The sequence below is a fragment of the Streptomyces sp. NPDC001194 genome (genome assembly GCF_042896985.1).
GTDB lineage: Bacteria > Actinomycetota > Actinomycetes > Streptomycetales > Streptomycetaceae > Streptomyces.
Map to the genome: position 1 here is coordinate 95,750 of NZ_JBIAXU010000017.1, position 25,240 is coordinate 120,989.

General features: G+C 70.3%; 29 protein-coding genes, 1 tRNA gene and 1 riboswitch. Of the genes, 20 read left to right on the top strand and 10 right to left on the bottom strand.

What is annotated here, in order from left to right; genetic code table 11:
• The first annotated feature begins 30 nt into the window (after positions 1 to 30).
• The gene (locus tag ACFY1T_RS27630; RefSeq protein ID WP_390790559.1) at positions 31 to 762 is read left to right on the top strand and encodes an RDD family protein; all 732 of its coding nucleotides are present in this window, start codon (positions 31 to 33) and stop codon (positions 760 to 762) included.
• A 60-nt stretch (positions 763 to 822) separates the two neighbouring features.
• On the opposite strand, the gene ACFY1T_RS27635 is transcribed toward ACFY1T_RS27630, so the two are convergent.
• Positions 823 to 1,191, bottom strand: a complete 369-nt coding sequence (locus tag ACFY1T_RS27635) for a hypothetical protein (RefSeq protein ID WP_390790560.1) — start codon at positions 1,189 to 1,191, stop codon at positions 823 to 825.
• A 384-nt stretch (positions 1,192 to 1,575) separates the two neighbouring features.
• Here ACFY1T_RS27635 and ACFY1T_RS27640 point away from each other — a divergent pair, with 384 nt between their 5' ends.
• Together ACFY1T_RS27640 and ACFY1T_RS27645 are read left to right on the top strand one after the other, a co-directional pair.
• A complete protein-coding gene (locus ACFY1T_RS27640; RefSeq protein ID WP_390790561.1) occupies positions 1,576 to 3,987 on the top strand; it encodes an immune inhibitor A domain-containing protein in 2,412 nt (803 codons plus the stop codon).
• A gap of 113 nt (positions 3,988 to 4,100) precedes the next feature.
• Positions 4,101 to 4,403 (top strand): hypothetical protein, encoded by a 303-nt coding sequence (locus tag ACFY1T_RS27645; RefSeq protein WP_030158646.1) that lies wholly within the window; start codon positions 4,101 to 4,103, stop codon positions 4,401 to 4,403.
• A 33-nt stretch (positions 4,404 to 4,436) separates the two neighbouring features.
• Here ACFY1T_RS27645 and ACFY1T_RS27650 read toward each other — a convergent pair whose 3' ends face one another.
• Both ACFY1T_RS27650 and ACFY1T_RS27655 read right to left on the bottom strand, forming a co-directional pair.
• Positions 4,437 to 5,039: a nicotinamidase gene (locus ACFY1T_RS27650; RefSeq protein WP_390790562.1), complete on the bottom strand. Its 603-nt coding sequence runs from the start codon at positions 5,037 to 5,039 to the stop codon at positions 4,437 to 4,439.
• A gap of 130 nt (positions 5,040 to 5,169) precedes the next feature.
• Complete coding sequence (locus tag ACFY1T_RS27655) at positions 5,170 to 6,498, bottom strand: nicotinate phosphoribosyltransferase (protein ID WP_030866537.1); 1,329 nt, start codon at positions 6,496 to 6,498, stop codon at positions 5,170 to 5,172.
• An 81-nt stretch (positions 6,499 to 6,579) separates the two neighbouring features.
• On the opposite strand from ACFY1T_RS27655, the gene clpS reads away from it, so the two are divergent.
• The 7 genes from clpS to ACFY1T_RS27690 all read left to right on the top strand — a co-directional run bounded on the left by clpS (position 6,580) and on the right by ACFY1T_RS27690 (position 11,295).
• Positions 6,580 to 6,894, top strand: a complete 315-nt coding sequence (gene clpS / locus ACFY1T_RS27660) for an ATP-dependent Clp protease adapter ClpS (RefSeq protein WP_390790563.1) — start codon at positions 6,580 to 6,582, stop codon at positions 6,892 to 6,894.
• A complete protein-coding gene (locus tag ACFY1T_RS27665) occupies positions 6,894 to 7,514 on the top strand; it encodes a DUF2017 domain-containing protein (protein ID WP_390790564.1) in 621 nt (206 codons plus the stop codon). The genes clpS and ACFY1T_RS27665 overlap by 1 nt, the downstream gene beginning before the upstream one ends.
• 318 nt (positions 7,515 to 7,832) lie before the next feature.
• Positions 7,833 to 9,293, top strand: a complete 1,461-nt coding sequence (locus ACFY1T_RS27670; protein WP_390790565.1) for an amino acid permease — start codon at positions 7,833 to 7,835, stop codon at positions 9,291 to 9,293.
• A gap of 76 nt (positions 9,294 to 9,369) precedes the next feature.
• Positions 9,370 to 9,792 carry a Mov34/MPN/PAD-1 family protein gene (locus tag ACFY1T_RS27675; RefSeq protein WP_030866528.1) on the top strand — a complete coding sequence of 141 codons (423 nt, stop codon included), beginning with the start codon at positions 9,370 to 9,372 and terminating at the stop codon, positions 9,790 to 9,792.
• 77 nt (positions 9,793 to 9,869) lie between these two features.
• Positions 9,870 to 9,977, top strand: coding sequence for a putative leader peptide (locus ACFY1T_RS27680; RefSeq protein ID WP_390790566.1), 108 nt, complete (start codon positions 9,870 to 9,872; stop codon positions 9,975 to 9,977).
• Between the two features lie 80 nt (positions 9,978 to 10,057).
• Positions 10,058 to 10,345 (top strand): MoaD/ThiS family protein, encoded by a 288-nt coding sequence (locus ACFY1T_RS27685; protein ID WP_390790567.1) that lies wholly within the window; start codon positions 10,058 to 10,060, stop codon positions 10,343 to 10,345.
• On the top strand, positions 10,345 to 11,295 hold the full coding sequence (locus ACFY1T_RS27690; RefSeq protein ID WP_390790568.1) for a PLP-dependent cysteine synthase family protein: 951 nt from the start codon (positions 10,345 to 10,347) through the stop codon (positions 11,293 to 11,295). Before ACFY1T_RS27685 ends, ACFY1T_RS27690 begins: the two co-directional genes overlap by 1 nt.
• A gap of 201 nt (positions 11,296 to 11,496) precedes the next feature.
• On the opposite strand, the gene ACFY1T_RS27695 is transcribed toward ACFY1T_RS27690, so the two are convergent.
• Positions 11,497 to 11,847 carry a DUF488 domain-containing protein gene (locus ACFY1T_RS27695; protein WP_390790569.1) on the bottom strand — a complete coding sequence of 117 codons (351 nt, stop codon included), beginning with the start codon at positions 11,845 to 11,847 and terminating at the stop codon, positions 11,497 to 11,499.
• Entirely contained in the window at positions 11,844 to 12,263 is a 420-nt protein-coding gene (locus ACFY1T_RS27700; protein ID WP_390790570.1) for a hypothetical protein, read from the bottom strand. Before ACFY1T_RS27700 ends, ACFY1T_RS27695 begins: the two co-directional genes overlap by 4 nt.
• Positions 12,264 to 12,468: 205 nt before the next feature.
• On the opposite strand from ACFY1T_RS27700, the gene ACFY1T_RS27705 reads away from it, so the two are divergent.
• Complete coding sequence (locus ACFY1T_RS27705) at positions 12,469 to 13,221, top strand: MBL fold metallo-hydrolase (protein ID WP_390790571.1); 753 nt, start codon at positions 12,469 to 12,471, stop codon at positions 13,219 to 13,221.
• 87 nt (positions 13,222 to 13,308) lie between these two features.
• On the opposite strand, the gene ACFY1T_RS27710 is transcribed toward ACFY1T_RS27705, so the two are convergent.
• Positions 13,309 to 14,565 (bottom strand): PTS transporter subunit EIIC, encoded by a 1,257-nt coding sequence (locus ACFY1T_RS27710; protein ID WP_229339382.1) that lies wholly within the window; start codon positions 14,563 to 14,565, stop codon positions 13,309 to 13,311.
• 239 nt (positions 14,566 to 14,804) lie between these two features.
• The gene (locus tag ACFY1T_RS27715; protein WP_390790572.1) at positions 14,805 to 16,106 is read right to left on the bottom strand and encodes a PTS transporter subunit EIIC; all 1,302 of its coding nucleotides are present in this window, start codon (positions 16,104 to 16,106) and stop codon (positions 14,805 to 14,807) included.
• A gap of 127 nt (positions 16,107 to 16,233) precedes the next feature.
• On the opposite strand from ACFY1T_RS27715, the gene ACFY1T_RS27720 reads away from it, so the two are divergent.
• The 4 genes from ACFY1T_RS27720 to rdgB all read left to right on the top strand — a co-directional run bounded on the left by ACFY1T_RS27720 (position 16,234) and on the right by rdgB (position 18,545).
• Entirely contained in the window at positions 16,234 to 16,539 is a 306-nt protein-coding gene (locus tag ACFY1T_RS27720) for a glucose PTS transporter subunit EIIB (RefSeq protein WP_078860719.1), read from the top strand.
• A 107-nt stretch (positions 16,540 to 16,646) separates the two neighbouring features.
• Entirely contained in the window at positions 16,647 to 17,372 is a 726-nt protein-coding gene (rph, locus tag ACFY1T_RS27725) for a ribonuclease PH (protein WP_030299875.1), read from the top strand.
• A 136-nt stretch (positions 17,373 to 17,508) separates the two neighbouring features.
• Entirely contained in the window at positions 17,509 to 17,895 is a 387-nt protein-coding gene (locus ACFY1T_RS27730; RefSeq protein WP_390790573.1) for a hypothetical protein, read from the top strand.
• A 44-nt stretch (positions 17,896 to 17,939) separates the two neighbouring features.
• The gene (gene rdgB / locus ACFY1T_RS27735) at positions 17,940 to 18,545 is read left to right on the top strand and encodes an RdgB/HAM1 family non-canonical purine NTP pyrophosphatase (protein WP_390790574.1); all 606 of its coding nucleotides are present in this window, start codon (positions 17,940 to 17,942) and stop codon (positions 18,543 to 18,545) included.
• A 56-nt stretch (positions 18,546 to 18,601) separates the two neighbouring features.
• On the opposite strand, the gene ACFY1T_RS27740 is transcribed toward rdgB, so the two are convergent.
• Positions 18,602 to 18,688 (bottom strand) — tRNA-Leu (locus ACFY1T_RS27740).
• A 249-nt stretch (positions 18,689 to 18,937) separates the two neighbouring features.
• A complete protein-coding gene (gene bcp, locus ACFY1T_RS27745) occupies positions 18,938 to 19,405 on the bottom strand; it encodes a thioredoxin-dependent thiol peroxidase (protein ID WP_030866495.1) in 468 nt (155 codons plus the stop codon).
• 108 nt (positions 19,406 to 19,513) lie between these two features.
• Between bcp and ACFY1T_RS27750 the strand changes: the two genes are divergently transcribed.
• From ACFY1T_RS27750 to ACFY1T_RS27760, 3 genes are all read left to right on the top strand, one after another.
• Positions 19,514 to 19,831 carry a DUF3618 domain-containing protein gene (locus ACFY1T_RS27750; protein WP_030866493.1) on the top strand — a complete coding sequence of 106 codons (318 nt, stop codon included), beginning with the start codon at positions 19,514 to 19,516 and terminating at the stop codon, positions 19,829 to 19,831.
• A gap of 94 nt (positions 19,832 to 19,925) precedes the next feature.
• The gene (locus ACFY1T_RS27755) at positions 19,926 to 20,228 is read left to right on the top strand and encodes a co-chaperone GroES (protein WP_048475576.1); all 303 of its coding nucleotides are present in this window, start codon (positions 19,926 to 19,928) and stop codon (positions 20,226 to 20,228) included.
• A 94-nt stretch (positions 20,229 to 20,322) separates the two neighbouring features.
• A riboswitch (guanidine-III (ykkC-III) riboswitch) is annotated at positions 20,323 to 20,401 on the top strand.
• Positions 20,402 to 20,432: 31 nt separating this feature from the next.
• Positions 20,433 to 20,753 (top strand): multidrug efflux SMR transporter, encoded by a 321-nt coding sequence (locus tag ACFY1T_RS27760; protein ID WP_030158619.1) that lies wholly within the window; start codon positions 20,433 to 20,435, stop codon positions 20,751 to 20,753.
• Between the two features lie 22 nt (positions 20,754 to 20,775).
• Here the strand turns inward: ACFY1T_RS27760 and ACFY1T_RS27765 are convergent, their stop codons facing one another.
• Complete coding sequence (locus ACFY1T_RS27765) at positions 20,776 to 23,247, bottom strand: transglycosylase domain-containing protein (protein ID WP_390790575.1); 2,472 nt, start codon at positions 23,245 to 23,247, stop codon at positions 20,776 to 20,778.
• A 237-nt stretch (positions 23,248 to 23,484) separates the two neighbouring features.
• Here ACFY1T_RS27765 and ACFY1T_RS27770 point away from each other — a divergent pair, with 237 nt between their 5' ends.
• Together ACFY1T_RS27770 and ACFY1T_RS27775 are read left to right on the top strand one after the other, a co-directional pair.
• A complete protein-coding gene (locus ACFY1T_RS27770; RefSeq protein ID WP_390790576.1) occupies positions 23,485 to 24,309 on the top strand; it encodes an ABC transporter permease in 825 nt (274 codons plus the stop codon).
• Complete coding sequence (locus ACFY1T_RS27775) at positions 24,302 to 25,240, top strand: ABC transporter permease (RefSeq protein WP_390790577.1); 939 nt, start codon at positions 24,302 to 24,304, stop codon at positions 25,238 to 25,240. The genes ACFY1T_RS27770 and ACFY1T_RS27775 overlap by 8 nt, the downstream gene beginning before the upstream one ends.

The window sequence follows — 25,240 nt, forward strand, 5'->3', positions numbered from 1 at the left end:
GGGTTCGCGGAGCCGGGTTCGACTCGGGCCATGAGTACCGATCAGCCGCCGCCGGGCCAGCCGCCCGAGGACGACCCGTTCCTCAAGAAGCCCCAGGAACCGACGCCTCCGTCGGGCGGTTCGCCGTACGACCGGCCCCCGGGCGGCCCCCCGCCGCCCCCGCCGCCGGGCGGCCCGTACGGCGGTGCGGGGGGCGGCGGCGGATACCCGCCCCCACCGCCGCCCCCGCCGCCCGGAGGCCCGTACGGCGGGAGCGGCGGCTACGGCATGCCCGACCCGCTCGCCGGGATGCCCCCGCTGGCCGACTTCGGCAAGCGGCTCGGTGCCCGCATCATCGACGTGATCATCGTGCTCATCCCGCTGTTCCTCATCCAGCTGGCCTTCGGCACGAACCGGTACACGGTCGAGACGAACAAGGGCGAGGACGTCAGCGAGGTCTTCACGAAGTCGTACAGCGGCAGCGGCCTGGCGATGACGCTGATCTCGATCGTGTTCTTCGTCGGCTACGACTGGTGGTTCGCCAGGAAGGACGGCAGGACCCTCGGCAAGAGGGCGCTCGGACTGCGCGTCGCCATGCTCAACGACGGCAGCGTCCCGCCGTCGGGCGCGGCGCTCGGCCGCGCCGCGATGCTCTGGCTGCCGGCGCTCATCTGCTGCCCCTGCCTGTGGCAGATCGTGCTGATCGTGTCGATCCTCGTGGACAAGCCGTACAAGCAGGGTCTCCACGACAAGGTCGGCAAGACGGTGGTGGTCACCGCATAACGACGCGACGCACCGGCGTACGAAGGGGCCGCGGCCCCGTGCGGCAGGTCCGCGTACGGCTCAGTGGTGCACCGGCTGTTCGACGGCGGCCGTCCGGGGCTCAGGCACCCGGGCGGCCGCCGCCGCGTCCGCGGGGACGGGCCCGGGCGCGCTCCGGGGGGCGTTCGCGGGCGTGATTTCGGTAACACCGGGGGAAACCAGGGGGGTACGGGCGGTGGCCCGGGCCGTCCCTGCCGGAGCCGCGTGCCGGCCGCGCCGGCGGGGGCTGGCCGCGGTGAGCGCGACGAGCAGTCCGAGGGCCAGGGCGGCGGTGGCGATGACGGCGATGCCGCGTCCCGTGCTCGTCTGCGAGAGCAGCAGCATGGCGATGGTGGACACGACGACGGTGGCGGACCCGTAGAACAACTGGGCGGCAGTCGGACGCGGCATGGCGGTATCCGTCCTCAAGGCGGGGAGGGGGAGTCTGCTCAACTAGGTCGCGCGTCAAGGGACTCTACGTCGGTGGATTCCCGGGCGGAACCGCCAGTAAGCGTGACCTAACCCACGGTGCCCGGCGCACGGGGGGCGTACGGGATCATTCGGCGTCACACGGCGGGGGTCGGGACGCGGCCTTCGTCCCGTCTGGCAGAGGAACGTCCGTATACCGGAACTGGCTGACCGCATAGTGCAGTTGTAAGGAACAAGTCAAGGTCTGTCTTTTCCTGAGACTCTCCGGTCAAATGTCGTCACTTGAGACGCGCGCCGCGCGGAACCCCCCACTCCAACGGAGATGTTCCGACCTGTGTCGCGGCCGCGGGAGGGGAACGACATCAAGTGACCAGCAATTCCGCTCGCAGACGAGCGCTGCGCGCCGCAGCCGTCGGTGTGACCCTGGCCGCCACCGCGGCTTCCGGCGCCTTCCTCGTCACTGCCCAGGCTTCCGAGGCGCCGTCGACCGCGCCCGCCTCGAACCGGCAGGACCCGACCGCCGCCTCGAAGGAGGCGGTCCAGCACAACCTGAAGGGCCCGTTCAGCGACCAGCAGGCGCAGGCCCGCGAAGCCGCCCTGGACCAGGTCCTGTCCGGCAAGAAGAGCGTGGAGCAGCGGGGCGCCTCCAAGGTCGTCAAGCTCGACGACAAGAAGTACGTCGAGCTCGGCCGCGAGAAGACCGACAAGATCTTCACGATCCTCGTCGAGTTCGGCGACCAGGTCGACAACACGACCATGTTCGACCCGGACGGTCCCGACGGCCCCAAGCCGGCGGTCCCGAAGTACGGCGGCACCCCCGGTCCGCTGCACAACACCATCGCGCAGCCGGACCGCAAGGACAACAACAGCACCGCCTGGCGCAAGGACTTCAGCCGCGACTACTTCCAGGACCTGTACTTCGGTACCGGCAAGGGCAAGGACTCGCTGAAGACCTACTACGAGAAGACCTCCTCGGGTCGCTACTCGGTCGACGGCCAGGTCGCCGACTGGGTCAAGATCCCGAACAACGAGGCCCGCTACGGCTCCAACTACTGCGGCCAGACCAACTGCGCCAACGTGTGGGACACCGTCCGCGACGGTGTCAACGCGTGGGTCGACGCCCAGAAGAAGGCCGGCAAGACCGACGCCGAGATCAAGGCCACGCTGGCGCAGTACGACCAGTGGGACCGCAACGACTTCGACGGCGACGGCAACTTCAACGAGCCCGACGGCTACATCGACCACTTCCAGATCGTCCACGCGGGCGAGGACGAGTCGGCCGGCGGCGGCGTGCAGGGCACCAACGCCCTGTGGGCGCACCGCTGGTACGCCTACGGCACCGACGCGGGCAAGACCGGCCCGGCGAACAACAAGGCCGGCGGCACCCAGATCGGCAACACCGGCATCTGGGTCGGCGACTACACGATGCAGCCGGAGAACGGCGGCCTCGGCGTCTTCGCGCACGAGTACGGCCACGACCTCGGTCTGCCGGACCTCTACGACACCTCCGGTGGCGGCGAGAACTCGGTCGGCTTCTGGTCCCTGATGTCCGCCGGCTCCTGGCTCGGCGAGGGCAAGGACTCCATAGGCGACATGCCGGGCGACATGACCGCCTGGGACAAGCTCCAGCTGGGCTGGCTGAACTACGACACGGCGAAGGCCGCGACGAAGTCCACCCACAAGCTGGGTGTGTCGGAGTACAACACCAAGGACAAGCAGGCGCTGGTCGTCGAGCTGCCGAAGAAGCAGGTCAAGACCGACATCGTCGCTCCCGCCGAGGGCTCCTCGCAGTGGTGGAGCAACATGGGTGACGACCTCAAGAACACCCTCACCCGCACGGTCGACCTGACCGGCAAGTCCTCCGCCGCACTGGGCCTCAAGGGCTGGTGGGACATCGAGAAGGACTACGACTACCTCTACACCGAGGTGTCCACCGACGGCGGCGCCACCTGGACCGTCCTGAACGGCACGGCCAACGGCAAGGCCATCCCGGCCGACGCCGCGGGCAATGCCGGTCTGACCGACGTCTCCGGCGGCTGGCAGGACCTGAAGTTCCCGCTCGACGCCTACGCCGGCAAGAAGATCGACCTCCGCTTCCGCTACCAGACGGACGGCGGCGCGGGCGGCAAGGGCTTCACCGCCGACGCCCTCGCGATCACCGCGGACGGCCAGACCCTGTTCACCGACGGCGCCGAGAACGGCGACAACGGCTGGACCGCCAAGGGCTTCTCCCGCCAGGGCTCCGGGTTCACCAAGGAGTACCCGCAGTACTACATCGCGGAGAACCGCCGCTACGTCTCGTACGACTCCACCCTCAAGGTGGGCCCGTACAACTTCGGTTGGGCCAACTCGAAGCCGGGCTGGGTCGAGCACTACCCGTACCAGGACGGCCTGCTGATCTGGCTCTGGGACAAGTCCCAGAAGGACAACAACACCAGCCAGCACCCGGGCTCGGGTCTGATCCTCCCGATCGACGCCAACGCCAAGCCGATGAAGTGGTCGGACGGCACCCTGCTGCGCAACAAGATCCAGCCGTACGACGCGACGTTCAGCGCGTACTCGACGGACGCGTTCACCCTGCACAAGAACGGTGAGTCGCTGTTCCTGAAGCCGAAGCCCGCGAACCTCGTCTTCGACGACCACAAGGGCAAGTACTACTACGACGAGAACCCGACCGGTTCGGTGAAGGTCGCTGACACCAACACCAAGATCAAGATCGTGAAGGAGCCGTACGACGGTCTCCAGATGACGGTCGAGGTCGGCCCCGCCGCCAAGTAATTCGGTAAACCCGCAGGTCAAAGCATGATCGGCCGTCGCCCCCTAGCGGGCGGCGGCCGATCGCGTTTAGATGCGGGTGCGAGTTTTTCTTATTGACGGGGGAGCTGAAGATCATGCCCGGTGGAGGTTTCGTCAGATTGCCAGGCGGCAGCGTGGTGGTCGCGCTCACGCTGCCGAGGCCCTGCGGCGAGGGCGGAAACGTCCGCGTGCTGGTCCACGCCGCGAACCGGGCCCGCGCCCTGACCAGGCTGCGGAACCTCGGGATGCGGGCGGTGTACCTGCGCGGCAACGCACAGCCGCCGACCCCGGACGAGGTCACGGCCGTCCTGCACCATCCGGACGGCCTGCTGTGGCGCGGCGCCCCGGACCGGGCCCAGGAGCTCTGGCACCCGATCCGGGCCCTGCTGGGGCACTAGAGCCGCCGGGCCCCGCCGGACCCGAGGGGCTTCCTACGGGGCCTGGCGGGGGCTCTCGCCGATCAGCTCGACGCCGGCCGAGCGGAGCTCCTCCACGGCCCGGGAGGTCGTGTGAGGGGCCACTGCGGCCGTCAGGTCCAGCAGCACGCGGGTGGCGAAGCCCTCGCGGGCGGCGTCGAGGGCCGTGGCCCGTACGCAGTGGTCGGTGGCGATCCCGACGACGTCTACCTCGGTGACCTGCCGCTCGCGCAGCCACTGCGCGAGCCCGGCGCCGTTCTCGTCGGCGCCCTCGAAACCGCTGTACGCCGCCTCGTACGCGCCCTTGTCGAAGACGGCGGCGACGGCGCCGGAGGCGACGGCGGGGGCGAAGTTCGGGTGGAACCCGACGCCCTCGGTGCCCGCGACGCAGTGGACCGGCCAGGAGTTCTCGTAGTCCGGCTCGGCCGGGGGGTGCGCGAAGTGCGACCCGGGGTCGACGTGGTGGTCGCGGGTCGCGACCACGTGCCGGTAGCCGGCCGTGGCCTGGCCGATCAGCTCGGTGATCGCGGCGGCGACGTCGGCCCCGCCGGTGACCGCGAGGCTGCCGCCTTCGCAGAAGTCGTTCTGTACGTCGACGACGATCAGTGCGCGGTGCATGTCGCGTGTCCTTCGGTTGTCGTGAGTGCCGCTGCGCGGGCTCTTCCCCCGCCCCGCCCCTCCCCGAAACCGGGGGCGCCGCCCCCGGCCCCGGGGCCCCTCCCGGGGCCGTCCGGGGTCCCGTCCGGGGCTACGCGTACTCCGTCGGGATGACGGCCTCGCCCCGGGACAGCTGCGTCGCGGAGAGCGGGAGGCTCGCGAGGGCCTCGCGGTGCCGGTCGCGGGCGGCCTCCAGGGACTCCCGCGCCACCACCTCGCCGGCCTTCACCAGCTGGATCAGGAGCTGGGTGTCCGCGAGCTGCGCCGGGACCGCGCCGGTCCCGACGACCTCCGCCTCCGCGACGCCCTCCGCGTCGGTCCGCCGAGCCGCCCACTTGCGGCCGCCGATCGAGGTCTTCCCGCCCGAGGACTTCTTCGCCACCGGTACCAGCGGCGCCTTCGGGTCCGCCGAAGCGGCCCGCGCCACCAGCTTGTAGACCATCGAGCACGTGGGGTGCCCGCTGCCCGTCACCAGCTGCGTGCCGACCCCGTAGGCGTCCACCGGGGCGGCCGCCAGCGAGGCGATCGCGTACTCGTCCAGGTCCGAGGTCACCACGATCCGCGTCCCCGTCGCCCCCAGCTCGTCGAGCTGCTGGCGCACCCGGTGGGCGACCAGCAGCAGGTCGCCGGAGTCGATCCGGACCGCGCCCAGCCCCGTGCCGGCGACCTCGACGGCCGTCCGTACGGCCTCGGCCACGTCGTACGTGTCCACCAGGAGCGTGGTCCCGCTGCCCAGGGAGGCCACCTGGGCCTGGAAGGCGTCCCGCTCGGTGTCGTGCACCAGCGTGAAGGCGTGCGCCGAGGTCCCGACCGTCGGGATCCCGTACCGGAAGCCGGCCGCCAGGTCCGAGGTGGAGGTGAAGCCGCCGACGTACGCGGCCCGCGAGGCGGCCACCGCGGCCAGCTCGTGCGTGCGCCGCGCGCCCATCTCGATCAGGGGCCGCCCGCCGGCCGCCGAGGCCATCCGGGAGGCCGCGGCCGCGATCGCCGAGTCGTGGTTGAGGATCGACAGGATCACGGTCTCCAGCAGCACGCACTCGGCGAAGCTGCCCTCGACGCGCAGGAGCGGCGAGCCGGGGAAGTAGACCTCGCCCTCCGGGTAGCCCCAGATGTCGCCCGAGAAGCGGTACGAGGCCAGCCAGTCCAGCGTCCGCATGTCGACGACGGCCCGCTCGCGCAGGAACTCCAGGACGGCCGTGTCGAAGCGGAAGTTCTCCACCGCGTCCAGGACGCGGCCGGTGCCCGCCACCACCCCGTAGCGGCGCCCCTCGGGCAGCCGACGGGTGAATACCTCGAAGACCGACCGGCGGTCGGCGGTGCCGTTCGCCAGGGCGGCCTGCAGCATCGTGAGCTCGTAATGATCCGTGAAGAGCGCTGTCGACGGCACGTCCACCGGCAGGCCCAGGTCCGCAGGGTTCATGGCACGGATGCTAGCGCACATTTCGTCAAAGTGACGAGATCTCGGGACCCGTTTGTGCGACCGGCCGGTCGCAGTGGCAGCATGGGACAAGTGAGTGTTGCTCCCATTGAGATCGAACGCACCGAGTCGGCCGAACAGACCTTCGCGGTCCCCGAACCCGACGTCCCCTGGGTGACCCTGGTGCACAACGACCCGGTCAACCTCATGAGCTACGTGACGTACGTGTTCCAGGCGTACTTCGGCTATTCGAAGGACAAGGCGCACAAGCTGATGCTCGACGTCCACCACAAGGGGCGGGCGATCGTCTCCAGCGGCACCCGTGAGGAAATGGAGCGCGACGTGCAGGCCATGCACGGCTACGGCCTGTGGGCGACCCTCTCCCAGGACCGCATCTGATGGGGCGCTCCGCCGGCATGTTCGAAGCCCTGGGGGGCGGCGGCGCCGCCATCGCGCTGGACGGGATCGAGATCTCCATCCTGCGCTCGCTGGCCGTCCAGCTGCTGGAGCTCATCGGACCGGGCGCGCCCGAGCCCGACGAGGACGCCGACCCGCTGGCCGTGCTGTTCGCCGAGGGCAACGAGGGGCCCACCGAGCGGCCCTCCGACCCCGCGCTGATCCGGCTCTTCCCCGACGCCTACGGCGGCCCCGGCCCCGAGGATCGCGAGGTGGACCCGGCCGAGCTGGCCGCGCGGTCGGCGGAGTTCCGCCGCTTCACCGAGAACGACCTGCGCACCCGCAAGCGGGAGGACGCGCTGGCCGTCGTTCGGAGCCTGGACGCGCTCGCTCCCGAAGGCGACGACGGGGCCGCCGTCCTGGAGCTCACCGGGGAGCTCCCGCTGCGCTGGCTGGGCGCGCTCAACGACCTGCGCCTGACGATCGCCGCGCGTCTGGACATCACCGAGGACGACGAGAGCGCGGTCCTCTTCCGGCTGCCGGACGACGATCCGCGCAAGCCGATGGTGATGGCGTACCTGTGGCTCGGCGGCCTCCAGGAGACGCTCATCGAAACGCTCTGAGAATTTCCGCCGACGCGAACGCTGTTCGCTCAGCGGACGCTCAAATCCGGATAACGATCAGATCACCGCGATGCGGTGATCTGATGCGCTTCAGGGCTCATGTCCCGAATTTATTGTGCGCCAGATCACTTTTCCACGCCCCGGCCACCCGTAAGCCCGTGATAAATCTTCACGACCGCCGCGGGGCGCCACCCATGTCCCCGGCCCGCTTGAACCGGCTGACCGCCGGGTGCAACTCCATCCGTATCCGGGGGGATCGAGGACCCGATCCGCTGCCTTCGAAGGCGCGGGTCGGCGTGGAGAAAGGCGCACCAAGACATGACCTCTGTGCAGGTCGAGCAGCACGACAAGACGCCCGGCGAGGGCGGCGCGGCCGAGGGTGGCGAGGGATACCACCGCGCACTCGGAGCCCGCCAGATCCAGATGATCGCGATCGGCGGAGCCATCGGCACCGGCCTCTTCCTGGGCGCCGGCAAGGCGATCTCGAAGGCGGGCCCCAGCCTGATCCTGGCCTACGCCATCGCGGGCCTGGTCATCTTCTTCATCATGCGCGCCCTCGGCGAGCTGCTGATGTACCGCCCGGTCTCGGGCTCCTTCTCGGACTACGCCCGGGAGTTCCTCGGCCCCTTCTGGGGGTACGCGACCGGCTGGACGTACTGGCTCTTCTGGGTGGTCACCGGCATCACCGAGGTGACCGCGGCGGCCAAGTACATGTCGTACTGGACCCACGACAGCTTCCCGCAGTGGGCCTACGCGCTGATCTTCACGGTCATCCTCTACGCCGCCAACCTGATCTCGGTGAAGCTCTTCGGCGAGCTCGAGTTCTGGTTCTCCATGGTCAAGGTCACCGCCATCGTCGGCATGATCCTGATCTGCGCCGGCATCCTCACCGTCGGCTTCTCCGACGCCGCCGCGACCGCCTCCGTCTCCAACCTCTGGAGCGACCGCGGCTTCTTCCCGAACGGCATCGGCGAGACGCTGATGACGCTCCAGATCGTCATGTTCGCCTTCCTGGCGGTCGAGCTGGTCGGCGTCACCGCCGGCGAGTCCAAGGACCCCGAGAAGACCCTGCCCAAGGCCATCAACACCGTGCCGTGGCGCATCGCCGTCTTCTACGTCGGCGCGCTCATCATGATCATGTCGGTCATCCCGTGGTCCAACTTCAAGGCGGGCGAGAGCCCGTTCGTGCTGGCCTTCGAGAAGATGGGCCTCGGCGTCGGCGCCGCGATCGTCAACTTCGTCGTGCTAACCGCCGCGCTCTCCTCCTGCAACTCGGGCATGTACTCCACCGGCCGCATGCTGCGCGACCTCGCGCTCAACGGCCAGGGCCCGAAGTTCTTCACCAAGCTCACCAAGAGCGGCACCCCGCTCGTGGGCACCACCTTCTCCGCCGCGCTGATGCTGGTGGGCGTCTGGATCAACTACGTCGCCCCGGGCAAGGCCTTCGACTACGTCGTCTCCTTCGCCACCATCTCCGGCATGTGGGCCTGGATCATGATCCTGGTCTGCCAGATCCGCTACCGCGCCAAGGCCGACCGCGGCGAGCTGCCGCAGTCCGCCTTCCGGGCCCCCGGCGCCCCGTGGACCAGCTGGTTCGCCCTGCTGTTCATCGGCATGGTCATCGTGATGATGGGCATCGACAAGGACTCCCGCGTCTCGCTGTACTGCGCGCCGCTGTGGGGCCTGATCCTGGGCGTCTCGTACCTGGTGCTCAAGAAGCGCAACCCGGCCGGAGCCGCGTTCAACAAGGCCGACAGGGCCTCGGAGCCCGTCGCCTGACCGACTCTGTCCAGCATCCGGGCCCTCCCGTACCACGCCTCGGTACGGGAGGGCCCGTCTGCTTATCCTGTCGACCATGCTGACCCTCACCCAGGCGCTGTACGACCGGATCGTCGAGCACGCCCGCAAGGACCACCCCGACGAGGCCTGCGGCGTCGTGGCCGGACCGGCCGGCACCGACCGCCCCGAGCGGTTCGTCCCCATGCTCAACGCGGCCCGCTCGCCCACGTTCTACGAGTTCGACTCGAAGGATCTGCTGCGGCTCTACCGCGAGCTCGACGACCGGGACGAGGAGCCCGTGATCGTCTACCACTCGCACACCGCGACCGAGGCCTACCCCTCCCGTACGGACGTCACGTACGCGAACGAGCCCGGCGCCCACTACGTCCTGGTCTCCACGGCGGACACCGACGGCCTCGGCGAGTTCCAGTTCCGCTCGTACCGGATCGTCGAAGGCGTCATCACGGAGGAAGAAGTGCAGGTCGTAGAGGGGTACTGACCACGATGTGAGCGGTTTGCGTCCACGATGCGGGATCACACTCCAAACGGGGGACCGGGAATCGTTAACATGACCGCATGGTTCCCCACGACGTGAGCATCGAGACGCCCGGCAGCCCGCTGCTCGTGGCGCGGCTGCACGTCGACCTGTGCCGTCTCGCCAGCAGCATCTGTCCTGCCGCCTGAGCACCACAGCCCCTCGCGCGGGGGCCCAGCGCCGCGCGCCGTTTCCGCCCCTCCCGCTTACTTCACCACTGGAGCCTGCCATGGCCATCGAGGTCCGCATCCCCACCATCCTCCGCACCTACACCGACGGCGAGAAGGCCGTCAGCGGTGAGGGCGCCACCCTGTCCGAGCTCTTCGCGGACCTGGAGACGCGCCACAAGGGCATCGAGGAGCGAATCATCGACCAGGCTGCCGGCGGCAAGCTGCGCCGCTTCGTGAACGTCTACCTCAACGACGAGGACGTCCGCTTCCTGGACGGCATCTCCACCGCCCTCAAGGACGGCGACAGCGTCACCATCCTCCCGGCGGTCGCCGGCGGCTCCGTCTGATGCGCTACGACTCCCCGCTGGCCGCGGTCGGCAACACGCCGCTCGTCCGGCTGCCCCGGCTGTCGCCCTCGGACGACGTCCGCATCTGGGCCAAGCTGGAGGACCGGAACCCGACCGGCTCGATCAAGGACCGCCCCGCGCTCCACATGGTCGAACAGGCCGAGCAGGACGGCCGGCTGACCCCCGGCTGCACGATCCTGGAGCCGACGTCGGGCAACACCGGCATCTCGCTGGCGATGGCGGCCAAGCTCAAGGGCTACCGGATCGTGTGCGTCATGCCGGAGAACACCTCTCAGGAGCGGCGCGACCTGCTGGCCATGTGGGGAGCCGAGATCATCTCGTCGCCGGCGGCGGGCGGGTCGAACACCGCGGTCCGGGTGGCCAAGGAGCTCGCTGCCGAGCACCCCGACTGGGTGATGCTCTACCAGTACGGGAACCCGGACAACGCGGGCGCCCACTACGCGACGACCGGCCCCGAGATCCTGCGGGACCTCCCCTCGATCACCCACTTCGTGGCGGGCCTGGGCACGACGGGCACCCTGATGGGCGTGGGCCGCTACCTGCGCGAGCACGTGCCGGGCGTACGGATCGTCGCGGCGGAGCCGCGGTACGACGACCTGGTCTACGGCCTGCGCAACCTCGACGAGGGCTTCGTCCCGGAACTGTACGACGCCTCGGTCCTGACGACCCGCTTCTCGGTGGGCTCGGCGGACGCGGTGACGCGCACCCGTGAACTCCTCCAGCAGGAGGGCATCTTCGCGGGCGTCTCCACCGGCGCCGCCCTGCACGCGGCGATCGGCGTCGGCCGCAAGGCCGTCGCGGCGGGGGAGAGCGCGGACATCGTCTTCGTCGTCGCCGACGGCGGCTGGAAGTACCTCTCGACGGGCGTCTACACGGCGAAGACGACGGAAGAGGCGATCGAAACCCTCCAGGGCCAGCTCTGGGCCTGACCCCGCGTTCGAGGTGCGGGGTCCCCGGTGCGGCGAGGGGAGGGCGCGGGGCAGCGTCCCCCGCACCACACCGGCGGACCGGGTCCGGGCGGAGCCCGGTGAACGGGAGAAGGGCGGGGCGGGGCGAACGCGCCGCGCAGCGGCCACGCCCGCCCGGCCGGCCCGCCCCCCGCCCGGTGGCGGCCGGGGCCCAGGCCGTGTCTAGCCGGAGAGCAGCTCCGCGAGCACCGCGGCGTGACTCGACGCGGGGTCCTTGACCGCGGTCAGGAGGGTCAGCGGGCCCGCCCTGGCCAAGCCGCGCAGCCGGTCCAGCTCCGCGGCGGCGGCCGGCTCCGCGAGCTCCGCCTCGTACCGCTGCCGGAACTCCTGCGCCGAGCCCCCGCCCCCGTGGAACCACTTCCGCAGCTCCCCGGACGGGGTCACCGCCTTCGGCCACTCGTCCACCCCGGCCACCGCCTTGGCCAGGCCCCGCGGCCAGAGCCGGTCCACGAGGACCCGCACGCCGTCCGCCCCCGGCTCCGGGGGGTCGTACACACGCCGCAACCGGATCACGTCCCGCCTCCGAGTCCCTTGACCTCGTCCCACACCGCGGGGTCCAGGACTCCCAGCCGGCCCGCGAGCTCCCACACCCACACCTCCGCCGGCCGGTCCGCCTCCAGGAAACCCGCCCGGCCCTGCGCCCCGACCGTCCCCGGCGGCAGCGGGATCACCCCGGCCCGCCGGTCGTCGTACTTCCCGGTGATCCACGCGACCCGCACCCGGTGGGCCCGTACGGACGCCACCGCCAGCACCAGGCACAGCCGCCCGTCCTTGAGGGACCACAGCTCACCGGCGTGCGGCTGCGGCGCCGCGCCCGGACCGTGCGGCGGCGGGGCCCGCCGGGCGGGCCCCGGCCGCCGCCCCGCGACCAGCACCACCAGCACCACGGCCACCACCGCGGCCGCCGCGGGCCACCAGGACGTGTCCATATTCCGAAGGTAGCCGTGCCCGCGCACCCCGGCACGGCACGGCACCGGCACGCCCGTGCCCACCGTCGCTCCCCCGGGTGACAGCACAGGTGATTCCCCCCACAACGGCCTGCCGCGGAGGAGCGACCTGACGTTTCGCGCCTTACGCTCGACCCACGCACGGCCCGCATTCCGTCCACGGACCGTCCCCGGAGGTTCTCGCTCCATGAAGCTCACCGTCGTCGGCTGCTCGGGGTCGTTCCCGTCCGCGGAATCGGCCTGCTCGAGCTACCTCGTCGAGGCCGACGGCTTCCGGCTGCTCCTCGACATGGGCAACGGCGCCCTGGGCGAGCTGCAGCGCCACGTCGGTCTCTACGACCTCGACGCGATCTTCCTGAGCCATCTGCACGCCGACCACTGCATCGACATGTGCGCGTACTTCGTCGCCCGTTTCTACCGGCACGAGGGCGGACGGTGCGCCGCGATCCCCGTCTACGGCCCCGAGGGCACCGAGAAGCGCCTGACGACCGCGTACGACGACGTCCCCGACGAGCGCTCCATGAGCGAGGTCTTCGACTTCCGGAACCTGAAGTCCGGCAGTTTCGAGATCGGCCCGTTCACGGTCCGCACCGAACGGGTCAGCCACCCCGTCGAGGCCTACGGCATCCGCGTCGAGCACGGCGGCCGCTCCCTGACGTACTCCGGCGACACGGGGGTCTGCCCCGAGCTGGGGATGCTCGCCGAGGGCACGGACCTCTTCCTGTGCGAGGCCTCCTTCACGCACGGCAAGGAGGACGTCCCGGGCCTCCACCTCAACGGCCGCCAGGCCGGGGAGTTCGCGCGCGGCGGCCAGGTCGGCCGGCTGGTCCTCACGCACATCCCGCCGTGGACCGACGCCCGCCGCAACCTGGCCGACGCCCGCGCCGTCTACGAGGGCCCGGTGGACCTGGCGTACGCGGGCGCCGTCTACGAGGTCTGAGCCGGACCGGCCCGCCGGCTCCGCGTACGAGGAAGCCCCCGCCCTCCCGGAAAGGGAGAGCGGGGGCTTCGCCGTACGCGGGTGCGCCTACTTGGCCTCGGCCTTGAGCAGCTCGGCGAGCTCCTCGTCGGACTCGCGGCCCGGCGTGGGGAGGTTGAACTTCGTGATCGCGAAGCGGAAGACCACGTAGTAGACCGCCGCGAAGCACAGGCCCACGACCGCCAGGCCCAGCGGGTTGGTGGCCTTGCCCAGGTTCAGCAGGTAGTCGATGGCGCCGGCGGAGAAGCCGAAGCCGTCCTTCATGCCCAGACCCCACGTCAGGGCCATGGAGACACCGGTCAGCACCGCGTGGATCGCGTACAGCACCGGGGCGATGAACATGAACGTGAACTCGATCGGCTCGGTGACACCGGTGACGAAGGAGGTCAGCGCGAGGGAGAACATCATGCCGCCGACGACCTTGCGGCGCTCGGGGCGGGCGCAGTGCACGATCGCGAGGCAGGCGGCCGGGAGGGCGAACATCATGATCGGGAAGAAGCCGGTCATGAACTGTCCGGCGCTCGGGTCACCGGCCAGGAAGCGGGAGATGTCGCCGCTCTTGCCCTGGAACTCGCCGGCCTGGAACCACGGGAAGGAGTTCAGCAGGTGGTGCATGCCGACCGGGATCAGCGCACGGTTGGCGACACCGAAGATGCCCGCGCCGACGGCGCCGGAGCCGACGAGCCACTCACCGAAGCTGTGCAGACCCGTACCGAGGACCGGCCAGATCAGGCCGAAGACGATGCCGATGACCAGACCGGCGAAGGCCGAGAGGATCGGGACCAGACGGCGGCCACCGAAGAAGCCCGCCCACTCGGGCAGCTTGGTCCGGTAGAACTTCTGGTAGATCAGGGCGACCACGATGCCCATGACGACACCGCCGAGCACCTTGGCGTCGACCGGGGCGTCGATCATGACGACCTTGCCGTCGACCGCCTTGGCCACCTTCGGCAGGTTCGAGTCGGTGAACGTGGCGAGCACGTTCTTGAAGACCAGGTAGCCGGTCACCGCGGCGAGCGCGGTCGAACCGTCGGACTTCTTGGCGAAGCCGATCGCGATGCCCACGGCGAACAGCAGCGCCATGTTGTCGAGGATCGCGCCACCGCCGGCGGACATGTATCCGGCTATCTTGGTCAGGAACGTCGGCAGCGAGGGGTCGCCGAGCATGTCCTTGTCGCCGAGGCGGACGAGCAGCGCGGCGGCCGGGAGCACCGCAACGGGGAGCATGAGGCTCCGGCCGATGCGCTGCATGACGGCCATCACGCCCGCGCCCTTCTTCTTTTCCGCAGCGGTGGCTGTGGACATGAGGTTCCTCCAGAAGGCAAGGCGCCGCCCAGCGAGTGCAACGGGGGATGGCGGCGTCTCAAAATGGGGGTACGCGAGCTCCGGACCGGGCTTGCGTGGTCTACACCAATGGGTGGTGTAGACCAGTTGTAGCATGGTCGGGGATAGATAAGGAACCTTCGATTTCCTGTGGTCTACGCCACACATGCGGAAGGCCCCCGGATCCGTGGATCCGAGGGCCTCGCGCGGTACGGGGTCCGTTATGCCTTCGTGTTCTCCGCCTGCATCGCCGCGATCTCCTCGTCCGACTCCCGGCCCGGGGTCGGGATGTCGAACCTGGTGATCGCGAAGCGGAAGACGGCGTAGTACACCGCCGCGAAGCACAGGCCGATCGGAATGATCAACAACGGCTTCGTCGCCAGGCCGAAGTTGATGACGTAGTCGATCAGGCCCGCCGAGAAGCTGAAGCCGTCGTGGACGCCCAGTGCCCACGTCACCGCCATCGACACGCCCGTCAGCACCGCGTGGATCGCGTACAGCACCGGCGCCACGAAGAGGAACGAGTACTCCAGCGGCTCGGTGATGCCGGTGACGAAGGAGGTCAGGGCAACCGACAGCATCAGGCCGCCGACCTCCTTGCGCCGGGCCGGCTTCGCGCAGTGCGTGATCGCCAGCGCCGCCGCCGGGAGCGCGAACATCATGATCGGGAAGAAGCCGCTCAGGAACTGCCCCGCGTTCGGGTCGCCCGCCAGGAACATGTTGATGTCGCCGTGCACCGTCTGCCCGTCCGGCTTGGTGTAGCTGCCGAACTGGAACCACACCGGCACGTTCAGGAACTGGTGCAGGCCGATCACCAGCAGCGCGCGGTTGGCGACGCCGAAGATCCCGGCACCCCAGGAGCCCAGCCCCACCAGCCAGTCGGAGAAGCTCTCCAGCGCGCTGCCGACCGGGGGCCAGACCCACAGGCAGAGCGCGGCGAACCCGATCGCCACGAAGGACATGATGATCGGGACCAGGCGGCGGCCGTTGAAGAAGCCCAGCCAGTCGACCAGCTTGACCCGGTGGAAGCGCTGCCAGAACCAGGCGGCGAGCAGGCCCATGATGATGCCGCCGAACACCCCCGGGTTCTGGTACGTGAACTCCACGAAGGTGTCGTTCGGCCCCAGGCAGCCGCCGCCGATGTTCCTGGTGCCGACCGGGCAGGTGTTGGGGAAGGCGTGCAGCACGCCCCGGTAGACGAGGAAGCCCGCCACCGCCGCGAGGGCCGTCGAACCGTCGGCCTTCTTGGCCATGCCGATCGCGACGCCGATGCAGAAGAGGAGCGGCAGCCCGAGGTCCGCGTTCAGCAGGGCCCCGCCCGCGGCCACCATCACCTTGGACACGATGGTCCAGTCCAGGCCGTCCTCGCCGAAGACGCCGGGCTGTCCGAGCCCGTTGAGGAGCCCGGCCGCGGGCAGCACCGCGATCGGCAGCTGCAGGCTCCGCCCCATCTTCTGCAGCCCCGGGTACAAGCCGCTCCACCACTTCCGCTGCGGTGCTTGTGCGGCGCTGCTCGCGCTCATCGGCGTCCTCCCTGAACGGCCCGTTTTGGCAGGGGCAGCACGTGCGGCACACTGGTGTAGACCAGTTACGGGGCAGGCTGCTGCTGATCGTCATGATTCGGCAGACCCCGGTCATGCGCTCGCGTAGATGGGCCAACCGTGCGTTACCGTGACAAAGCGGATTGCGCAGGTCGTTCTTCGTAGAACTCAGGGAGAAAACATGGCCACCAAGGCTGAGAAGATCGTCGCCGGGCTCGGCGGCATCGACAACATCGAAGAGGTCGAGGGCTGCATCACCCGCCTGCGCACCGAGGTCAAGGACCCCGGCCTGGTCGACGAGGCCGCACTGAAGGCCGCCGGCGCCCACGGCGTCGTCAAGATGGGCACCGCGATCCAGGTCGTCATCGGCACCGACGCCGACCCGATCGCCGCCGACATCGAAGACATGATGTGAGCTGAGCTCCCGCTCGCACCTCCGCCAGACCCCGTACCGGACCCACCCGGACGGGGTCTTCGCGTACCCGTCTCCCGCCCACCCGGCCACCGACTAGGCTCGGACGCATGTCTCGCATCGACGGCCGTACGCCCGAACAGCTCCGCCCGGTCACCATCGAACGCGGATGGAGCAAGCACGCCGAGGGCTCCGTCCTCATCTCCTTCGGTGACACCAAGGTCTTCTGCACCGCCTCCTTCACCGAAGGCGTCCCGCGCTGGCGCAAGGGCAGCGGCGAAGGCTGGGTCACCTCCGAGTACTCGATGCTGCCCCGCTCCACCAACACCCGCGGCGACCGCGAATCCGTACGCGGCAAGATCGGCGGCCGCACCCACGAGATCTCCCGCCTCATCGGCCGCTCCCTGCGCGCCGTGATCGACTACAAGGCGCTGGGCGAGAACACCATCGTCCTGGACTGCGACGTCCTCCAGGCCGACGGCGGCACCCGTACCGCCGCCATCACCGGCGCCTACGTCGCCCTGGCCGACGCCGTCGCCTGGGGCCAGCAGAAGAAGCTGATCAAGGCCGGCCGCAAGCCGCTCACCGGCACCGTCGCCGCCGTCAGCGTCGGCATCGTGGACGGCGTCCCGCTGCTCGACCTCTGCTACGAGGAGGACGTGCGCGCCGAGACCGACATGAACGTGGTCTGCACCGGCGACGGCCGCTTCGTCGAGGTCCAGGGCACCGCCGAGGGCGAGCCGTTCGACCGCAAGGAGCTCAACGCCCTCCTGGACCTGGCCGCCGGCGGCTGCGCCGACCTGGAGGCCATCCAGCTGGGCGCGCTCCAGCTCTAGAACGAGGAACAGAACCGCAGGGGCCGCTGGTGCGTCCCCCCGGGTACGGGCGCACGGTGTCGAACCCGTGCGCCCGTCCTCGTATCCGTACATCCGCACATCCGTACACCCGCGTCGATCACTGGGAGACCCGAACATGAACCCGAAGCACCGCATAGCGGCGGTCGTGCTCGCAGCGGCTCTCGCCGTACCGGCGCTGACGTCCTGTGACGCGATCTCGACGGCGATGGACTGCGCGAACACGGCCGTGGCCATCACGGACGGCGCCAACGACCTCCAGCAGGCGGTCTCGCAGGCCGGCAACAGCCCGCAGGACGCCCAGAACGCGCTGAACCAGATCGAGACGAACCTCAAGAAGGTCGGCGACCAGACGGACAACGCCGACCTGAGCAAGGCCGTCTCCTCGATGACCACGGCGGTGCAGAACGTCCGCACGGCCATCGAGAACGGCAACGCCACCCCGGACATCCAGCCGGTCGCCGACGCTGCGAAGGAACTCTCGAAGGTCTGCACCCCGGGCTGACGGGCGGCCGGAACCGGGACCGGCGGGCACGGGATAATGGCGGCATGACCAGCCGCCTGATCCTCGCCACCCGCAACGCGGGCAAAATCGCCGAGCTCCACGCCATCCTGTCCGACGCCGGCCTGCCGCACGAGCTGGTCGGCGCGGACGCGTACCCGCAGATCCCGGACGTCAAGGAGACCGGCATCTCCTTCGCCGAGAACGCCCTCCTCAAGGCGCACGCCCTGGCGCAGGCCACCGGCCTGCCGGCGATCGCCGACGACTCCGGCCTCTGCGTGGACGTCCTGAACGGCGCCCCCGGCATCTTCTCGGCGCGGTGGGCGGGCAGGCACGGCGACGACCGGGCCAACCTGGACCTGCTGCTGGCCCAGCTCGGGGACATCGCCGACGAGCACCGCGGAGCCCACTTCGCGTGCGCGGCCGCCCTCGCCCTCCCGGACGGCACCGAACGCGTGGTCGAAGGCCGCCTCCTGGGCACCCTCCGCCACACCCCGGCGGGCACGGGCGGCTTCGGCTACGACCCGATCCTCCAGGTCGAGGGCGACACCCGCACCTGCGCGGAACTCACCCCGGCGGAAAAGAACGCCATCTCCCACCGGGGCCAGGCCTTCCGCGCCCTGCTCCCCTTCATCCGCGCCCTGGTCGGCTGAGGGTCCGGACACGGAGAAGGCCCCGTACGCGGTGTCCGCGTACGGGGCCTTCTCGCTGGTGCGGTTGGGGGGACTCGAACCCCCACGGGTTTTACCCCACTGGGACCTAAACCCAGCGTGACTGCCAATTCCACCACAACCGCGACATGGTCGACAATTCGGACATCAGGCCCGGCTTGCCGCGCCCAGTGTACGGCGGCGCCGCCTCGATCGGCGACCGGCCCTCGCCGCCCTCCGCGACGCCACGTGTCCGTCGCCGCATGGCAGTTGGGGCGCGGCGGCCGGAGGTTCCCCCGGCACTCGTCGCCCCGGTCCCCGTCGGCGTGGTCGGCCTCCAAGCGGAGCGGCCCGCGCTGGGAGGGTGCGGGCCGCTGCCGGGAAGGGCGGGGGCGTCAGATGCCCAGGTCCTTGATGATCTTGGCTACGTGGCCCGTGGCCTTGACGTTGTAGAGGGCCCGTTCGACCTTGCCCTCCTCGTCCACGATCACCGTGGAGCGGATGACGCCCGTCACCGTCTTGCCGTACAGCTTCTTCTCGCCGTACGCGCCGTAGGCCTCCAGGACCTGCTTGTCCGGGTCGCCGACCAGGGTGACCTTCAGGTGCTCCTTCTCGCGGAACTTCGCCAGCTTCTCCGGCTTGTCCGGGGACACGCCGATCACGTCGTAGCCGGCCTCGGCCAGCACCGACAGGTTGTCCGTGAAATCGCAGGCCTGCTTCGTGCAACCCGGCGTCAGCGCGGCCGGGTAGAAGTACACGATGACCTTGCGGCCCTTGTGGTCGGCGAGCGAGACCTCGTTGCCGTCCGCGTCGGGCAGGGTGAAGGCGGGGGCGGTGTCGCCCGGCTGGAGTCGCTCGCTCATGTCAACAGTCTCCTCGGGAGGGGATCGGTACGGTCCGAGACTAAGCTGACAGACTGTTCATGGTGGGCTACGCCCCCTATCCGACCCGACGACGACGGAGGCAGCGCGGTGCCCGAAGCCAGGACCCCCGCACAGATCGAGGCGGACATCGTCCGCCGCCGCGAGGAGCTCGCCGAGACGCTCGACGAGATCGGCGTGCGCCTGCACCCGACGACGATCATCGGGGACGCGAAGGCCAGGGTCGTCTCGACCGTGGACCACACCGCCGGGCGGGCCGTCGTCGCCGTGAACCGCCTCCTCACGGACGTACGGGACGGCCTGCGCCACGAGGACGGCGCCCCGCGCTACGAGCGGATCGCGCCCGTCGCGCTGCTCGCGGCCGGTGTGATCGGCCTGCTCGTGGTGTCGGCGCGGCGCAAGCGCTGATGACCCTGCGGCACACGGGGCGGGCGCGGGCGGGTAGGTTCGTGACGTGAGCGACGACACCAAGACCACCACCCACGACAAGCTGCCCATCCGCATGCTGCACGACCGTGTGCTCGTGAAGTCCGACTCGCCGGAGGGCGAGCGGCGCTCGGGCGGCGGCATCCTGATCCCGGCGACCGCTGCCGTGGGCAAGCGGCTGGCCTGGGCCGAGGTGGTCGCGGTCGGGCAGAACGTACGCAGCGTGGAGCCGGGCGACCGCGTGCTGTACGACCCGGAGGACCGGGCCGAGGTTGAGGTGCGGGGTGCCACCTACGTGCTGATGCGCGAGCGGGACCTGCACGCCGTGGCCGCGGAGCGGCTGGAGGGGTCCAAGGACTCCACCGGGCTCTATCTGTAGGCGAGTGATCTGCAAGCGAGTGATCTGCAAGCGGGCGATCTGCGAGCAGGCGTCGAGAGGGCCGGTGACCGGTGTCACCGGCCCTTTCGCACGGGCTTTGCTACGGTGGTGGGGAACCCCCGACGAGACGCGCCGTACCGGGTAGCTGTTGCTGGACGACAAGACGACGCACCCCGTTCGCTCTCGTTTCCGGAGGTGCCCGTCATGGCCTGGGTTCTGCTTCTCGTCGCCGGTCTGCTCGAAGTCGGCTGGTCGATCGGTATGAAGTTCACGGAGGGCTTCACCCGGCTGTGGCCCAGCGTGTTCACCGGTGCCGGCATCGTCGCCAGCATGGTGCTGCTCTCGTACGCCGCCAAGACCCTGCCCATCGGTACCGCGTACGGCGTATGGGTGGGCATCGGTGCGGCCGGCGCCGCGGTGCTCGGGATGGCGGTGCTGGGTGAGCCCGTCACCGCCGCCCGGATCTTCTTCATCTGCCTGCTGCTGGTCGCCGTGGTGGGGCTGAAGGCGACCTCCGGTCACTGATCCCCGCCCCCTTCCGGGGCGGCTACTCCAGGTACTCCGACGACGGGCGGCTGCGCAGGCCGCCCGTCGCGCCGCCCGGGAGGCCCGCCGTCGAGCCCGTCGTGGCGCCGCCGGTCGTCCCCGTGCTCGTTCCGGCGGAGGTGCCCGCGTCGCCCTGGCCCCCGGTGGTGTCGCCCTCCGGGGTCTGGCCCCCCGTGCTCTGCCCCTGGTTCTGGCCCTGGTTCTGCCCTTGGCTGCGGCCGCCCTGGTCCTGGCCGCCGGTGGGCGGCGTCGGCCGTCCCGGCCGGTTCGGCCTGCTCGGCGGGGCCGGGGACTGCGGGGTGCTCTCGTCCTCCGACGGCTCCGGGCTGCTCGGGACGAACGGCGGCGGGGACGCGGCCGCGCCCGGCTGGAGATCGAGGTCGAAGTCCAGGGGGTCGCTGTTCTCCAGGGCCGCCTTCGTGTACTGCGCCCAGATCCGCGCCGGGTACCCGCCGCCCCCGATCCGGGCCTCGCCGAGCGCCCCGTACAGGGATTCCAGGGTGCCCGTATCGGGGTCCTGGCCCATCATCGAGACGACCGTGACCAGGTCCGGGGTGTACGCCGCGAACCAGGCGGAGCGGTCCAGTTCGCCCGTGCCCGTCTTGCCGGCGGCCGGGTGCCCGGCGGCGAGGGCCGCCGTGCCGGTGCCGTTGTCGACGACGCTGACCAGCATGGACGTGGTGGTGTCGGCGGCTTCGCGGCTGATGGCCTGCTTCGGGGTGCGGTCGGGCAGGCGGACGTCGTCGTCGCCCTTCTCGATCTTCTCGACGAGGGTGTAGGGGGTGTACCGGCCGTGGTCGGCCAGGGTCGCGTAGGCCTGGGTCATGTCCAGGACGCTGGCCTGCATGGTGCCCAGCGCCATGGCCGGACCGGCGTCGAAGTTCGGGGTGTTCTCGGGGATGCCGAGGCCGATCGCTGTCTGCTTGACCTTGGCGGTGCCGACGTCGACGACCATCTGCGCGAAGACGGCGTTGACGGAGAGGTCGGTGGCGGTGTTGACGGTGATGTTCCCGTACGAGATCTGCCCCTCGTTCTCGGGGGCGTACGGGGTCCGGGTGCCGACCACACGGCGCTTGTTGTCGCCGTTGTAGAGGGTGTTGGGGGTGATCAGGCGGCCGTCCTGGGTGCGGGAGTCGTTCTCGACGGCGGACGCGAACACGAACGGCTTGAAGGTGGAGGCCACCTGGTAGTCGTGCCGGGTCGCGTTGTTGACGTACTGCTTGGTGTAGTCGATGCCCCCGTACATGGCGACGACCTTGCCGGTGGCCGGGTCGATGGAGACCCCGCCGGCCCGTACGACCCGGTCGGCCTTGTTCTTCTCCGGGTCGAGCTTGCCGACCATCGTCTCGTCGACGGCCTCGACGAAGGCGTTCTGCCGGCGCTTGTCGATGGTGGTGGTGATGCGGTAGCCGCCCTCGGCGAGGGTCTTCTCGTCGAGGATCTTGTGATCGACGATGTAGTCCTTCACGGCCTCGACGAGATAGCCGCGCTGGCCCGAGAGCCCGGCGGCCGGGCGGACCTTGCCGGGCTCGGGGAAGCGGATGGCGGCCCGCTCGGCCGCGGGCAGCCACTCCTTCTTGACCATGCCGTCGAGCACGTAGTTCCAGCGGGCGAGCGCGCGTTCGCGGCTCTGGGGGTGGGCGACGACGTCGAAGGCGCTGGGGGAGTTGAGGAGGGTGGCGAGGTACGCGCCCTCGGCGGTGGTGAGTTTGTCGACGTCCTTGCCGTAGTAGGCCTGGGCGGCGGCCTGGATGCCGTACGCGTTGCGGCCGAAGTAGCTGGTGTTGAGGTAGCCCTCCAGGATGTAGTCCTTCGACTTCTCGCGACCGAGCTTGATCGCGATGAAGAACTCCTTGACCTTGCGCTTGATGGTCTGTTCCTGGCCCAGGTAGTAGTTCTTGACGTACTGCTGGGTGATGGTGGAGCCGGACTGGGTGCCCTTGCCGGTCGCCGTGTTCCAGGCGGCGCGGACCATGGCCTTGGGGTCGACGGCCCGCTCGGAGTAGAAGTCCCGGTCCTCCGCTGCCAGTACGGCCTCCTGGACCGTGCGGGGGATCTGCGAGAGCGGGACGTTGACGCGGTTGACCTCGCCGTCGCGGGCGAGCTGGGAGCCGTCGGCGTACAGGTAGAGATTGGACTGGGCGGTCGCGGCGGAATTGGCGGGCGGGATGTGGACCAGCAGGTAGCCGGCGACGAACGCGCCGACGACCAGCAGGCCGAGCAGCACGACGGTGGCGAGGACCACGCGCCAGGTGGGGACGAGGCGGCGCCACCCGGTCCGCTTCCGTTTCCGCTCGGCCCTCTTGGCGGCGCGGCGGGCCTGCCGGTCGCCGGCCGGCTTCCCCGCGTTCTGTGACGGCTGCCCCTGCCCTGCGGGCTGTTGCCCCGCCCGCTGCCCTCCCGCCGGCTGCCGCCCTGCGGGGGTGTCCGGGTCACGAGGGGTCCAGCCCGGTGGTGGTGACTGGTCGCTCATCGCCAGGACTCCTCGACGCCGTACGAAATATCCACGTCTGTACCCCATGCTGTCTACCCGATGGCCGCTCATTCCGCGTCGGACGGGCGTAAATCGGTCGCGTGGATCGCCCCTCCGCACTAAGCTCGCGCGCTTTGGCCGACGTAGGAACGACCGGGAAAACGGAGGGATACGGTGCGCCAGGGAACGGCTCGCGGGATACCGCACGGAACGCCTCGCGGAACGGTGCGCGCGGCCGTGCGCGCGGCCGCGCGCGGAGCGCGGCTCTACCCGGCCGTCGCGGCCGGCGGGTTCAGGCGCTACGCCACCTACGGGACGGCGACGGCGGCCGGGGTCTTCACGAACACCGTCTTCGGCTTCGTCCTCGCGTACACCTACGTCGCGTTGTGGGACGAGCGGCCCGGGCTGGGCGGCTACGACCAGGCGCAGGCGCTGACGTTCGTCTGGGTGAGCCAGGCGCTGCTCGCCGCGGGCGCGCTCATCGGCGGCGGCTTCCAGGAGGAGATGCAGGAGCGCATCCGTACGGGTGACATCGCCGTCGACCTGTACCGGCCGGCCGACCTCCAGATGTGGTGGCTCGCCGCCGATCTGGGGAGGGCCGGCTTCCAGCTGCTCGGGCGCGGGGTGGCGCCGCTGCTCGCGGGGGCGCTGGCGTTCCAACTGGCCCTGCCGGCGGACCCGCTGCGCTGGCTGCTGTTCCTGGTGTCCGTCGTCCTCGCGCTGCTCGTCAGCTTCGGGGTGCGCTACCTGCTGGGGCTGGCCGCGTTCTGGCTGATGGACGGGGCGGGGATCAATCTGGTGGCCGTCGTCGCCACGGTCTTCTTCTCCGGGATGCTGCTGCCGCTGACGGTGTTCCCGGGCGGCTTCGGGGAGTTCGTCCGCGTCCTGCCGTGGTCGGCGATCATCCAGGTGCCGCTGGACGTGCTGATGGGCGTGCACGCCGGCGCCGGGGGCGCGGTGCGGGCGCTGGCCTTCCAGTCGGCGTGGGTGCTCGTACTGCTGGGCGCGGGGCGGCTGTTGCAGTCGGCCGCGACACGGAAGGTGGTCGTCCAGGGTGGCTGAGGCGGAAGCGGAAGCGGAAGCGGTCGAGGGTGCGGTGCCACCGGCGCGGTCCGGGGAGCCCAAGTGCGCACCCGTACCCGTACCACCCGGACTGCCGGTACCACCCCCGCTGCCGGTGCGGATCCGGGCCGTCGAGGGGCTGCGCGGCTACGGGCTGATCGTGGCGATGTGGGTCCGGTCGACGATGGCGTACCGGACGTCGTTCTTCCTCTCCACCTTCGGGAACGCGGCGATCACGCTGCTCGACTTCGTCGCGATCTGGATCATGTTCTCGCACGTGGACGTGCTGGGCGGCTTCACGCTGCCCGAGATCGCCCTCCTGTACGGGTCCTCCTCGGCCTCCCTGGGACTGGCGGACCTGCTCCTCGGCAATACGGACCGGATCGGCGTCCGGATCCGCGACGGTTCGCTCGACACCATGCTGGTGCGCCCGGTCCCGGTGCTCGCCCAGGTCGCGGCCGACCGCTTCGCGCTGCGCCGGGTGGGGCGGATCGGGCAGGGACTGGCGGTGCTGGTCTGGGCGGTCTCGGAGCTGGACGTGGAGTGGACGGCCGGGAAGGCGCTGCTGGTGCCCCTCATGGTGCTGGCCGGAGCGGCGATCTTCGGGGCGGTGATGGTGGCCGGGGCGGCGTTCCAGTTCGTCGCCGGGGACGCGGCGGAGGTGCAGAACTCCTTCACGTACGGCGGGAACACGATGCTCCAGTACCCGCCGACGGTGTTCGCGAAGGACCTGCTGCGCGGGGTCACGTTCATCGTGCCGCTGGCCTTCGTGAACTGGCTGCCGGCGCTGTACGTGCTGGGGCGGCCGTATCCGCTGGGGCTGCCGGGGTGGGTGGCGTTCGTGAGCCCGCTGGTGGCGGTGGTGGTGTTCGTACCCGCGTCGCTTGCCTGGCGCGCGGGTCTTCGTTCGTACCGGAGTACGGGGAGCTGA